The sequence below is a fragment of the Anoxybacillus amylolyticus genome, from assembly GCF_001634285.1.
GTDB classification, from domain to species: Bacteria; Bacillota; Bacilli; order Bacillales; family Anoxybacillaceae; genus Anoxybacteroides; species Anoxybacteroides amylolyticum.
Genome location: NZ_CP015440.1, coordinates 52,939 through 65,295 on the forward strand (window position 1 = coordinate 52,939; position 12,357 = coordinate 65,295).

At 45.2% G+C, this 12,357-nt stretch carries 10 protein-coding genes, 12 tRNA genes, 1 pseudogene and 1 other annotated feature; of the genes and pseudogenes, 21 read left to right on the forward strand and 2 right to left on the reverse strand.

All coding sequences use genetic code 11. The features are described from left to right. The first annotated feature begins 164 nt into the window (after window positions 1–164). The gene (locus GFC30_RS16170; protein WP_066323190.1) at window positions 165–1,535 is read left to right on the forward strand and encodes an IS1380 family transposase; all 1,371 of its coding nucleotides are present in this window, start codon (window positions 165–167) and stop codon (window positions 1,533–1,535) included. Between the two features lie 394 nt (window positions 1,536–1,929). After that, window positions 1,930–3,252 (forward strand): annotated as a pseudogene (locus tag GFC30_RS16175) (DEAD/DEAH box helicase); the annotation flags it as partial. Between the two features lie 99 nt (window positions 3,253–3,351). Here the strand turns inward: GFC30_RS16175 and GFC30_RS16180 are convergent. Next, complete coding sequence (locus GFC30_RS16180; RefSeq protein WP_066328116.1) at window positions 3,352–3,942, reverse strand: rhomboid family intramembrane serine protease; 591 nt, start codon at window positions 3,940–3,942, stop codon at window positions 3,352–3,354. A gap of 65 nt (window positions 3,943–4,007) precedes the next feature. Here GFC30_RS16180 and acpS point away from each other — a divergent pair, with 65 nt between their 5' ends. From acpS to GFC30_RS16210, 6 genes are all read left to right on the forward strand, one after another. Then, entirely contained in the window at window positions 4,008–4,364 is a 357-nt protein-coding gene (gene acpS, locus GFC30_RS16185; RefSeq protein WP_066328118.1) for a holo-ACP synthase, read from the forward strand. A gap of 91 nt (window positions 4,365–4,455) precedes the next feature. Beyond that, the gene (locus GFC30_RS16190) at window positions 4,456–5,469 is read left to right on the forward strand and encodes a LolA family protein (protein WP_066328120.1); all 1,014 of its coding nucleotides are present in this window, start codon (window positions 4,456–4,458) and stop codon (window positions 5,467–5,469) included. A 110-nt stretch (window positions 5,470–5,579) separates the two neighbouring features. Further along, complete coding sequence (alr, locus tag GFC30_RS16195) at window positions 5,580–6,737, forward strand: alanine racemase (protein WP_409978530.1); 1,158 nt, start codon at window positions 5,580–5,582, stop codon at window positions 6,735–6,737. Between the two features lie 124 nt (window positions 6,738–6,861). After that, window positions 6,862–7,143, forward strand: coding sequence for a CopG family ribbon-helix-helix protein (locus tag GFC30_RS16200; RefSeq protein WP_027410260.1), 282 nt, complete (start codon window positions 6,862–6,864; stop codon window positions 7,141–7,143). A 4-nt stretch (window positions 7,144–7,147) separates the two neighbouring features. Then, window positions 7,148–7,498: a type II toxin-antitoxin system endoribonuclease NdoA gene (gene ndoA, locus GFC30_RS16205; RefSeq protein WP_003253417.1), complete on the forward strand. Its 351-nt coding sequence runs from the start codon at window positions 7,148–7,150 to the stop codon at window positions 7,496–7,498. A 135-nt stretch (window positions 7,499–7,633) separates the two neighbouring features. Next, a complete protein-coding gene (locus GFC30_RS16210; protein WP_148660446.1) occupies window positions 7,634–9,796 on the forward strand; it encodes a Tex family protein in 2,163 nt (720 codons plus the stop codon). Window positions 9,797–9,839: 43 nt separating this feature from the next. Here GFC30_RS16210 and cmpA read toward each other — a convergent pair whose 3' ends face one another. Then, window positions 9,840–9,953, reverse strand: coding sequence for a cortex morphogenetic protein CmpA (gene cmpA, locus GFC30_RS17005; RefSeq protein WP_148660447.1), 114 nt, complete (start codon window positions 9,951–9,953; stop codon window positions 9,840–9,842). Between the two features lie 81 nt (window positions 9,954–10,034). Here cmpA and GFC30_RS16215 point away from each other — a divergent pair, with 81 nt between their 5' ends. The 13 genes from GFC30_RS16215 to GFC30_RS16275 all read left to right on the forward strand — a co-directional run bounded on the left by GFC30_RS16215 (window position 10,035) and on the right by GFC30_RS16275 (window position 11,927). Then, complete coding sequence (locus tag GFC30_RS16215; RefSeq protein ID WP_066328124.1) at window positions 10,035–10,499, forward strand: SprT family protein; 465 nt, start codon at window positions 10,035–10,037, stop codon at window positions 10,497–10,499. Between the two features lie 137 nt (window positions 10,500–10,636). After that, window positions 10,637–10,711, forward strand: a tRNA-Asn gene (locus GFC30_RS16220). 3 nt (window positions 10,712–10,714) lie between these two features. After that, a tRNA-Ser gene (locus GFC30_RS16225) sits at window positions 10,715–10,807 on the forward strand. 16 nt (window positions 10,808–10,823) lie between these two features. After that, window positions 10,824–10,895, forward strand: a tRNA-Glu gene (locus tag GFC30_RS16230). Window positions 10,896–10,946: 51 nt separating this feature from the next. Then, window positions 10,947–11,019, forward strand: a tRNA-Val gene (locus tag GFC30_RS16235). Window positions 11,020–11,037: 18 nt separating this feature from the next. Beyond that, a tRNA-Asp gene (locus GFC30_RS16240) sits at window positions 11,038–11,113 on the forward strand. Between the two features lie 12 nt (window positions 11,114–11,125). Next, window positions 11,126–11,200: transfer RNA gene (locus tag GFC30_RS16245), tRNA-Gln, on the forward strand. Window positions 11,201–11,205: 5 nt separating this feature from the next. Beyond that, window positions 11,206–11,278, forward strand: a tRNA-Lys gene (locus tag GFC30_RS16250). A 5-nt stretch (window positions 11,279–11,283) separates the two neighbouring features. Further along, a tRNA-Leu gene (locus GFC30_RS16255) sits at window positions 11,284–11,365 on the forward strand. Between the two features lie 8 nt (window positions 11,366–11,373). Further along, window positions 11,374–11,456: transfer RNA gene (locus GFC30_RS16260), tRNA-Leu, on the forward strand. 57 nt (window positions 11,457–11,513) lie between these two features. Further along, window positions 11,514–11,590, forward strand: a tRNA-Arg gene (locus tag GFC30_RS16265). 3 nt (window positions 11,591–11,593) lie between these two features. Then, a tRNA-Pro gene (locus GFC30_RS16270) sits at window positions 11,594–11,670 on the forward strand. 183 nt (window positions 11,671–11,853) lie between these two features. Beyond that, window positions 11,854–11,927: transfer RNA gene (locus tag GFC30_RS16275), tRNA-Gly, on the forward strand. A 78-nt stretch (window positions 11,928–12,005) separates the two neighbouring features. After that, window positions 12,006–12,357: a sequence feature (16S ribosomal RNA rRNA prediction is too short), on the forward strand.

Below are 12,357 nucleotides of genomic sequence, written 5' to 3' on the forward strand. Positions count from 1 at the left end.
TGCGCTTTTCTTATCACGATGTACCCATGGTATAGATGGATAGATGTCAGTTTTCCATATAAAGAAACCTGAATCCGTGGCAAAACATCTTTACAATGGTCGCAAACCGTTGGTACGATAAGGGAAAACGACGTTTATGACTCTTCATCAAGTAGGTGAATTTCATGAAAGATTTTCCGATTCGGTTTGTATGGACAGATGAAGCGATCACCCCAAGTGCTGGGCTTGCCCTCGTTGGCTACTTGCTTCATCAAACGAAACTCGACAAACGGTTAAACGTCCTTCGGCTTCCGCAGGTGCGCCGAGATGTTCACATCTCTCATGGTGATGTCATTCGCTCGATGATCGGTTTGCTTGCCACAGGAAAAACGGATTTCGATCATATCGAAGCGTATCGTCATGATGATCTATTTGCGACATCGCTGGGCATCGAACACGTGCCTTCCTCTCCGACTTTACGGCAGCGACTGGATCAGCTCGCCTGTCTTCCGATGACAGACACGATTCTTTGGGAGGAATCGATGCGCCTATTGAGGCGACGACAAGCGACCTTGTCCCCTTGTTGGACAAAACAAAAGACGACATGGGTTCCCCTGGATTTAGATGGCTCCCCGTTTGACAACTCCGACACGAAAAAGGAAGGAGTCAGTCGGACGTATAAAGGATTTGACGGCTTTACGCCATTGTTTGCGTATGCAGGAAAAGAAGGATATATCGTCCACGCGGAGCTGCGCCCAGGAAAACAACACGTACAAGATGGAATGCCGTCGTTTTTAACCACTGCCATCCATCGGGCACGTGCGCTCACCTCATCTCGTCTGCTTGTTCGCATGGATGCAGGAAACGATGCAGAAGCGAATGTGCGCGTGTGCCTCGAAGAAGGCGTGGATTTTGTCATCAAACGGAACTTGCGCCGAGAATCGAAAGCCCTTTGGTTTCCAATCGCTTCGCAAAAAGGCAAGCGCACGGACGACTCCACGGAAGGGGTGCAAACATACGAGCTATGCCTTCCGCAAACGATGACGATCGATGGAAACACGCATACGTACTTCCAAGTCACCCAAGTGACCGAACGGACGATGGAACGAAATGGACAGTTGCTTTTCGTTCCTGATTACGAAGTCGAAAGCTATTGGGTGCGCTTAGAAGGGTATGACCACATGCATATGCAAGATATACTCGCGTTGTACCACGACCATGCGACATGCGAGCAGTTTCATAGCGAACTCAAGAGCGATCTCGATTTAGAGCGACTTCCGTCTGGGAAGATGAAAACGAATGCGCTCGTTTTGGTCATCGGGGCATTGGTTTACAATCTTCTTCGTCTGATCGGGCAAGACATATTAAGCGATCCACGCCATCCGTTACATCACAAAGTGAGACGCCGCCGCATCAAGACGATCATTCAGACAGTGATCACGATGGCAGGTCGACTCGTACGCCGATCGCGACAGATATGGATGAAGTTGACGCGAAGGAGTGGCTATAGCGAGCCGCTTCTGAACGTTTACATGAAATGGAGAGAAGGAAGGTAACGAACAATCGTTCGATTCTTTATATCCATCTCGACTCCCTGTCCTTTTTTGTTTTTTCTTTTTGGTTTACATCCCCAAAAAAGAGATTTGTTTCATTTCTGAGAATAAAGATGACGTGGGTAACAAACATAAAAAGGGGTTGATGGATGATATACCCACTAAAACATCATCGAAATCAAAGTCGATTTCAATTCATCACGGATTCAGGAGAAATTTCTTAAGGAAAATTTTTGCAGATGGTATTTATTGCAAACGAGGCATAGAAATGGTATGATAAAAAACATAATGTCAAGGCCCTTTCTTCCATAGTGGGCAGAACGGTTTTGAACAGTAAGTAAAAGGAGTAGGAATAACATTGACAACATTTCATGAATTAGGATTAAGTAATGACGTAATGAAGGCGATTAGCCGAATGGGATTTGAAGAAACAACCCCAATCCAAGCGGAAACGATTCCGCTTAGCTTGCAAAATAAAGACGTGATCGGACAGGCGCAAACAGGAACAGGGAAAACAGCAGCATTTGGCATTCCGCTTGTTGAAAAAATTGACACAAAACAAGACGTTGTTCAGGGGCTTGTTGTTGCCCCGACTCGCGAATTAGCCATCCAAGTATCTGAGGAACTGTATAAAATCGGTGCTATCAAGCGAGTGCGAGTCCTTCCAATCTACGGAGGGCAAGATATTGAACGACAAATTCGCGCGCTGAAAAAACGACCGCACATTATTGTCGGAACGCCTGGTCGGATTATTGACCACATCAACCGGAAAACACTTCGGTTAGAGCATGTGCACACCGTTGTATTAGATGAAGCAGATGAAATGCTCAATATGGGGTTTGTCGAAGACATCGAAGCGATTTTAAGCAATGTACCGACGGAAAGACAAACGCTGCTTTTCTCAGCGACGATGCCAGAACCGATTCGTCGAATTGCGGAGCGGTTTATGAACAATCCGCATCTAGTCAAAGTGAAAGCAAAAGAAATGACCGTTCCAAACATCGAACAATACTACTTAGAAGTACAGGAAAAGAAAAAATTCGATATTTTAACGCGCTTGCTTGATATCCAAGCACCAGAACTAGCGATTGTGTTCGGGCGGACGAAACGGCGCGTCGATGAGCTGGCCGAGGCTCTCAACTTGCGCGGATATGCCGCAGAAGGCATTCATGGCGATTTAAGCCAAGCGAAACGCTTGTCGGTACTCCGTAAATTCAAAGAAGGATCGATTGAAATTTTAGTCGCGACGGACGTAGCCGCGCGCGGTCTAGATATTTCTGGCGTTACGCACGTGTACAATTTTGATATTCCACAAGACCCAGAAAGTTACGTTCATCGTATCGGCCGGACAGGTCGGGCGGGAAAAACAGGCGTAGCGATGACGTTTGTTACTCCACGGGAAATTGGTCAGCTGCATAACATTGAACGGACGACGAAGCGGAAAATGGAGCGGATGAAACCGCCAACGCTCGATGAGGCGCTGGAAGGACAACAACGTCTTGCGATTGAAAAATTATTGTCTATTGTTGAGAACGAAAACTTATCCTTCTATAAGCAGGCAGCGGAAGAGTTGTTAGAAGAGCACGACTCCGTTTCTCTAGTCGCAGCATGTATTAAGATGTTAACGAAAGAGCCGGACACGACGCCGGTGAAATTGACAGAAGAACCACCGCTTCCGGCGAAAAAAGAGAAAAAACGCGTCAATCGAAAAAGCGGGCAACCGACAGAAGCGACTCGCAACCGTCAACCGAAAAAACGGCGCGTAGCACGATAAAAACGATGCATTTCGCATCGTTTTTTCCATTTTTCGATAGGAGCGTTAGTTTAGACGAACGACGACAAACGGCGCTAAAATCGCTCCGCTGAAAAAACCGAACAGGTGCGCGATTGTATTCATATGTGGGAAAGTGAACGTCATGGCGAACCCAGCGACAAGTGCACCAAAGACAATTCGCGCATTCTCACGATGGACCAACTGCGGATGGAAAAGCGCGAGGTAACTGTAAACGCCTAGTATACCAAATATTGCCCCTGAAGCCCCGAGATGGCTATATATGATCGGAGCGAAACAAAAGGTGGCGACATTCGCTAATATCCCGCTTCCAACATAGGTTACCAGAAACAGCTTTTTTCCGATCGTTTTTTCTAATGCTGGTCCAAAAAGCAACAAAGAAAAGGAATTGGCGACAACATGTCCGAATTGAGCATGCAAAAAAAGGGAAGTCGCAAGTCGCCAATACTCTCCTTTAGCGATTGCCGCATTGAACCCGACGAACGTATCGAGAAAACGATCGGCTAATGGATGAGGAATGACAGTAAATAAAAACACGACAAGATTTACTGCAACAATGATAGAAACGATTGGATATGAGCGAATAAACGTCAGCGGTGATTCTGTGCGAATAAACATCGTATCGCTCCTTTGAGATGGCTTGGTTACAAAAATATATGCAAAAAAAGGGAGGATAGAAGCATATGATTATCGGAGTTGGCATCGATATTATTGAATTAGCGCGAATCGAAAAATTCATCGCAAAAGAAAAATTTATTGCCCGCATTTTAACAGAACGAGAGAAAACTCTTCTAGCTCGATTATCTGGGCGGAGAAAAGTCGAATTTTTAGCAGGGAGATTTGCGGCAAAAGAGGCGTATGCAAAAGCGCTTGGGACAGGAATCGGCAAGGAAGTGTCGTTTCAAGACATCGAAGTGATAAATGATGAATATGGGAAACCGGCTATCGTATCGCCTACCGAACACCAAGTGCATGTATCTATTTCCCATAGTCAGGAGTATGCTGTAGCTCAAGTAATTATTGAACGCTTGTCATGCTAGTCTGCATATTCACCCAAGCTGTCTCATATATTGATAGTGCAAAAAAGGAGCGCGTCTCCTAACGCTCATATGAGGCAAAGGGGTTGAAAACATGAGGAAAAACTTGTTTCGCGTATTGTTAGGCATCATGTTGCTTATCGCATTAGCTGGATGCGGGACAAAATCACAAGGGGATGTCATCAAAGCACTCGATGAAAAAATGAACGACCTTACTAGCTATCAAGCGAAGGCGAAGCTGACGCTGAAGACGGGAACAGAGCCGCAAGTATATGACGTCGAGATTTGGTATAAAGAGCCGGCATATTACCGTGTAAGCTTGAAAAACGCAGAAAAAGATCAAAGCCAAATGATTTTACGCAATGACGAGGGAGTGTTTGTCATTACCCCTGCGTTGAACAAAACGTTCCGTTTCCAAAGCGATTGGCCAAAAAACAGCAGCCAAGCGTATTTGTATGAATCGCTCATTAAAGACATTTTAAGCGACAAAAAAGCAAACTTTAAAGCGACCAAAGATTATTACGTCTTCGAAACAAAAACAAACTATCCAAACAGCAAAATCATTCCACGCCAAGAAATTAAATTAAGCAAAAAAGACTTGTCGCCAGTATCGGTGAAAGTGATGGACCCAGACATGAACGCCTTATTAACGGTTGAATTTTCCAAAGTAGAGTTTAATAAAAAATTTGACAAAGATGCGTTTGACACGACGAAAAATATGACGGGTGCTCGCCTCGAAATTCCAACGATGGCAAAACCGAAAAACGAGGCGTTAGAAGTGATGTATCCGGTGAGCTTACCAGAAGGGGTTGAACAAATCGACGAAAAAGAAGTGGCGACAGAGAACGGAAAACGGATGATTATGACGTTTGGCGGGAAAAAAGCGTTTACGCTCGTGCAAGAAACAGCGCGTGTGCTTCCAGCATCTAACACAGCCGTACTAGTCAACGGCGAACCGGTCGATTTAGGATTTGCGGTCGGAGCATTGACCGATCATTCGCTTACTTGGACGTACAAAGGGATTGAGTTTATGATTGCCTCCAATGATTTGACAAGGGAAGAAATGGTGATGATAGCCCGTTCTGTGCAAGGAAAAGCAGTGAAATAGCAACGATCGTGCAGGCTCTTTCGTTGAGCCTGTTTTCTTTTTGGTTGACATCTGTTCACTGAACGATAATAATTTTTTTATAACTACGGGGAGAAGGAAGGATTGACACCATGTTTCACCGAGATACTTGGGCAGAAGTGGATCTCGATGCGATTTTTCATAACGTTGCTTCTTTGCGATCGTTTTTACCGAAGGAAACGGCTATTATGGCAGTCGTAAAAGCGAATGCGTATGGTCATGGCGATGCGCAAGTCGCCAAAACAGCTTTAGAGGCTGGGGCGTCGCATTTGGCAGTTGCCTTTTTAGACGAGGCACTTGCGTTGCGGCAAAAAGGCATGCATGCGCCGATTCTTGTCTTAGGGGCAACTCGGCCAGAGGACGTTGATTTAGCTGCTGAAAAACGAATTGCGCTCACTGTCTTTCAACAAGAATGGTTAGAGGAAGCAAAGCAACACCATCAAAGTGGCTTACCGGTGTTGTTTCATTTGAAAATGGATACAGGGATGGGAAGGTTAGGAGTAAAAGAGGAAGAAGAAACGAAGCGTATTGTGGCGATGATTGACGCCTACCCGCATTTTTTGCTTGAAGGCGTGTACACACACTTTGCCACAGCAGATGAAATCAATACGGATTATTTTTCTTTTCAATACGAAACCTTTCTGCGCATGCTCGAATGGCTGCCGTACCGACCGAAATGGGTTCACTGCGGCAATAGTGCAACGAGTCTGCGATTTCCGACTAAAGTGTTCAATATCGTTCGCTTTGGGATTGCGATGTACGGACTATCTCCGTCACTTGCCATCAAACCGTATTTACCATTTACCCTAAAGGAAGCGTTTTCGCTTCATAGCCGCGTGGTTCATGTAAAACGTCTATTGCCAGGAGAAAAAGTAAGCTACGGTGCCACATATACAGCAGAACAAGAAGAATGGGTAGGGACGGTTCCGATCGGTTATGCGGACGGGTGGATTCGGAAACTTCAGAACTTTCATGTATTAGTAAACGGGGAAAAGGTACCGATTATCGGGCGAATTTGCATGGATCAACTGATGATTCGACTGCCGTCATACGTACCAATAGGAACAAAAGTCACCCTTATCGGGCAACAAGCGGATGAAAAAATTACGATGGATGAAGTGGCGCAATATTTAGACACTATCAACTACGAAATCCCTTGTACGATAAGTTACCGCGTGCCTCGTATTTTTTTGCGAAACAAGAGTATAATGGAAGTGAGAAATGCTGTTTTAGATGGCAATAATGTATAAATAAACATTTTTTTCAGACGATAACGTATAGAAGAGAAGGAAATGAACTTTGCAGCGCCTTCATTTAATGGTATTATAAAATGGGAGCGATTAATTGGCTGCAGTTTCGTGGAGGTGTATGTTCGTGTCTGAATCTAGCGCAACAACGGAAATCGTCGTTCGCTTGCCCCAAGCGCTGTTAACCGAATTGGATGGCCTTGTCAAACAAGAGAACGGTAATCGCAATGAACTCATTTACCAAGCGACAAAAATGTATATTCGCGAACGGAAGAAAAGGCAAATTCGTGAGGCGATGAGACGCGGTTACATGGAAATGGCGAAAATCAATTTATCCATTGCATCGGAAGCATTTTTAGCAGAATATGAGGCCGACCACACCGTTGAACGTTTAGTTAGCGGGGGGTAATGCTTTGATTGTCAAACGTGGCGACGTTTATTTTGCGGATCTTTCCCCTGTCGTTGGCTCGGAACAAGGAGGCGTTCGTCCGGTATTGGTCATTCAAAATGACATCGGAAACAGGTTTAGCCCGACGGTCATTGTGGCGGCGATTACAGCCCAAATCCAAAAAGCGAAGCTGCCGACGCATGTCGAAATTGACGCAAAACGCTACGGGTTTGAGCGAGATTCCGTCATTCTTTTAGAGCAAATTCGGACGATTGACAAACAGCGGCTAACGGATAAAATTACTCACCTAGACGATGAAATGATGGATAAAGTAGACGAAGCACTGCAAATTAGCTTAGGACTTATCGATTTTTAATCAACAAAGGGCAGGTCGCTTTCGATCTGTCCGGTGAGAAAATAAAGGATGGATGTCAGAAAATAGCTGCATCATTGTAGCTATTTTTATTTTTTGGTAAAATAACCATTATTACGTAGTTGGAGGTTCATGAGATTGGAAAGAAGAGAAGCACTTATTCAGCTTATCGCCCGTGAGCTAGGATTTTCTAAGAAACAAGTGCACGCTGTTATTTCGCTTTTTGAAGAAGGAAATACTGTCCCGTTTATCGCGCGGTATAGGAAAGAATTCACTGGTGCGTTAGACGAAGTGCAAATTCGCGATGTGCTCGAAAGATGGCATTATTTACAACAACTTGAACAGCGAAAAGAAGAAGTGATCCGCCTCATTGAAGAACAAGGAAAACTCACCAAGGAATTGAAAAACGAAATTGAGAAGGCAACGAAACTGCAGCAAGTCGAAGATTTATACCGTCCGTACAAACAAAAACGGCGAACGAAAGCAACTGTTGCGAAAGAGAAAGGGTTAGAGCCGTTAGCAGAATGGCTTTTTTCTTTTCCGATGGCTCCACTCCCAAAAGAAAAAGCGAAAGAATTTATTAATGTTGAAAAAGGGGTAGAAACGGACGAAGAAGCGTTGCAAGGCGCAAAAGATATTATTGCAGAGCGCATTTCAGATGACGCCTCCATTCGACAATGGGTTCGCTCACAAACATGGAAAAAAGGCGTTGTAGTTGCAAACGGGAAAGACGTGGAAAAGGACGAAAAGAACCTATACGAAATGTATTACAACTACGAAGAACCAGTGCATAAAATCGTCCCTCACCGAATTTTAGCCCTTAATCGCGGTGAAAAAGAAGATGTGTTGCGTGTGTCGATTCAAGCACCAGTCGGAGACATTATTGATTACATAAAAGCGAACGTAATTGGCAATGAGCAATCTCCAGCTGCGCCTTTTGTGGCAGATGCCATTGAAGATAGCTACAAACGATTAATCGAACCATCGATTGAACGGGATATTCGCAATGAGCTAACCGAAAAAGCAGAAGAGCGAGCCATTCATATTTTCGCTGAAAATTTACGGAATTTATTACTGCAGCCGCCACTAAAAGGAAAAATTGTGCTCGGCGTCGATCCTGCGTACCGCACGGGTTGCAAGCTGGCGGTCGTTGATGAAACAGGGAAACTGCTGAAAATAGATGTCATTTACCCGCATCCCCCGCAAGCGAAGCGAGAAGAAGCGGAACAAAAATTAGTTCGTCTCCTTCAAGAATATGGGGTGCAAATGATTGCGATTGGCAATGGAACCGCCTCGCGAGAAACAGAGCAATTTGTTGCAGACACGCTCCGAAAGCTTAACCAAGAAATTTTTTATCTTATTGTCAACGAAGCAGGTGCGAGCGTCTATTCGGCTTCGGATTTAGCGCGTCAGGAGTTTCCGGATTTACAAGTCGAGGAACGGAGTGCTGTTTCCATCGCGCGTCGTGTCCAAGATCCGTTGGCAGAGCTAGTTAAAATTGACCCAAAATCCGTCGGGGTCGGTCAATATCAACACGACGTTTCGCAAAAGAAATTAGAAGAATCGCTAAGGTTTATCGTGGAAACAGTAGTAAACCAAGTCGGTGTCAATGTGAACACCGCCTCTGTTTCATTGCTACAATATGTATCTGGACTATCTAAAACGGTAGCAGAAAACATTGTCAAACGAAGAGAAGAACAAGGGAAGTTTAAAAATCGCAACGAGTTAAAAGCCATTCCACGGCTTGGAGCAAAAACGTACGAACAGTGTATTGGGTTTTTACGCATTATGGATGGAGAAGAACCGCTTGATCGAACCTCGATCCATCCTGAACGATACGAGGAAGTAAAAAAGTTGTTACAGCAAATGGGGTTTACGACTGAAAACATTGGAAGCAATGAGTTGAGGGAAGCATTGCAACAACTGCCGTTGCGAGAAACGTCCGAGGAGCTTGGCATAGGGGAATTAACGTTAAAAGATATCGTTGATGCGTTAATTCGTCCCGAACGCGACCCACGGGACGAACTACCGAAACCGTTGTTGCGAAAGGATATCTTAAAAATGGAAGATTTGCAAAAAGGGATGGAGCTTGAAGGAACCGTACGTAACGTCGTTGATTTTGGCGTTTTTATCGATATCGGCGTCAAACAAGACGGTCTTGTCCACATTTCCAAATTGAGCAAACAATATGTTCGCCACCCGCTCGATGTTGTGTCTGTCGGAGAAGTGGTGAAAGTTTGGGTCGAAAGTGTCGACGTTGCAAAAGGAAGAATTTCTCTATCTATGCTCCCCCTAGAATAACGAAAAGCGGGGACGATTGAATGTTTCACAAAAAGCACTGCTTTTACGAGCAGTGCTTTTTATAGTAAAAAAACCAGCATTGATTTAGTAATTTAATTTGATAGCGATTTTTTTCGAAATAAGCACGCCGCATCTGATTTTTTAACCAAGTTGGCATTAACATACCCTCCATTTCGAAAAGGTAGTATATAATGTATGTATCGAATAGCTGTCCTGTGTCAGAAAAGGTGGAAAAAACATGGAACAAAATGAATTACAACAACTAGTAGAAACAATATCATGGCAGTTTTTCCAAAAGCCATTTCGCCATCAAGCAATATTTAATTCGCGGCTGCGCACAACAGGTGGGCGATATTTATTACGCTCGCATAACATCGAAATTAACCCGAAACATTACGAGACATTCGGTAAAGAAGAACTTATTTCGATTATTAAACACGAACTGTGTCATTACCATCTTCATTTAGAAGGGAAAGGATATCGTCATCGAGATCGTGACTTTCGGGAACTGTTACAGAAAGTGAACGCTCCTCGTTATTGCCAGCCACTGCCGAGCAGAAGAAAATCAGTTCAACCGATATATACATATATTTGTGTGCAATGCAGCTTTGTTTATCAAAGAAAAAGAAAAGTGAATACAAATCGTTACGTTTGCGGAAAATGTAAAGGGACGTTAAAAATAATGGAATCGAAATTTTTTTAAAAACGTATTGACAATGATTAAATAGATGTGTTAAATTATAAAAGCCGTCGTTGAACGGCAGCGAAAAATAAAAAGTAGTTGACAATTTAATAATCCCTCACTATAATTAAAAACAGTCAGGATATAATAGATGAAATTCCGCAATAGCTCAGCGGTAGAGCAACCGGCTGTTAACCGGTAGGTCGTAGGTTCGAATCCTACTTGCGGAGCCATTAGGAGAAGTACCCAAGTGGCTGAAGGGGACGGTTTGCTAAACCGTTAGGTCGTGGTTTCGCGGCGCGCGGGTTCAAATCCCGCCTTCTCCGCCACGTTGAGATATATTTTGGCCCGTTGGTCAAGTGGTTAAGACACCGCCCTTTCACGGCGGTAACACGGGTTCGAATCCCGTACGGGTCATCCAATTTGTGGGGGGATGGAAAATTACCGTCTCCCATTTTATTCGGCTATGGAGGATTAGCTCAGCTGGGAGAGCACTTGCCTTACAAGCAAGGGGTCGGCGGTTCGATCCCGTCATCCTCCATTGCTTCTGAATATATAAGGTCCCGTAGTGTAGTGGTTAACATGCCTGCCTGTCACGCAGGAGATCGCGGGTTCGAGTCCCGTCGGGACCGCCATATATAGATTGTTGGGGTATAGCCAAGCGGTAAGGCAACGGACTTTGACTCCGTGATGCGTTGGTTCGAATCCAGCTACCCCAGCCATCAATGAGCCATTAGCTCAGCAGGTAGAGCATCTGACTTTTAATCAGAGGGTCGGAGGTTCGAGTCCTCCATGGCTCACTTTTGCGGGTGTGGCGGAATTGGCAGACGCACCAGACTTAGGATCTGGCGCCTCACGGCGTGGGGGTTCAAGTCCCTCCACCCGCATCAATTACGCGGTCGTGGCGGAATGGCAGACGCGCTAGGTTGAGGGCCTAGTGGGGGCAACCCCGTGGAGGTTCAAGTCCTCTCGGCCGCATTAAAATACTTGCATTTAAAAATAGAGTGTAGTAAAATAATAAACGCTGTTGTTTTTGCGCTCGTAGCTCAATTGGATAGAGCATCTGACTACGGATCAGAAGGTTAGGGGTTCGAATCCTCTCGAGCGCGCCATTTCGGGAAGTAGCTCAGCTTGGTAGAGCACATGGTTTGGGACCATGGGGTCGCAGGTTCGAATCCTGTCTTCCCGACCATCCCCTATAAAATCGCACAACACACGGGTGAAGTTTAGTGGTAAAACCTCAGCCACGAACAACGTACCTGTGAAATTACGGCGAGTTGCCTCGACGCATCGATCTTCCTTGAATGAACTGGCAGAGGAAGAGGCATAGAAAATGCGTAGCAGAAAAGAAAATAACAATGGTATATATTATTATGCGGGTGTAGTTTAGTGGTAAAACCTCAGCCTTCCAAGCTGATGTCGTGGGTTCGATTCCCATCACCCGCTCCAAAAATGTTCTTTGAAAACTGAACAAAACGAAGCGTCCTCGTTTAAGGAACGAGAAAACATGAGTTTGGAATAGAACTTTCTATGGAGAGTTTGATCCTGGCTCAGGACGAACGCTGGCGGCGTGCCTAATACATGCAAGTCGAGCGGACCGAATAGGAGCTTGCTTCTGTTCGGTTAGCGGCGGACGGGTGAGTAACACGTGGGCAACCTGCCCGTAAGACCGGGATAACTTCGGGAAACCGGAGCTAATACCGGATAACACCGAAGACCGCATGGTCTTTGGTTGAAAGGCGGCGCAAGCTGTCACTTACGGATGGGCCCGCGGCGCATTAGCTAGTTGGTGAGGTAACGGCTCACCAAGGCGACGATGCGTAGCCGACCTGAGAGGGTGATCGGCCACACTGGGACTGAGACACGGCCCAGACTCCTA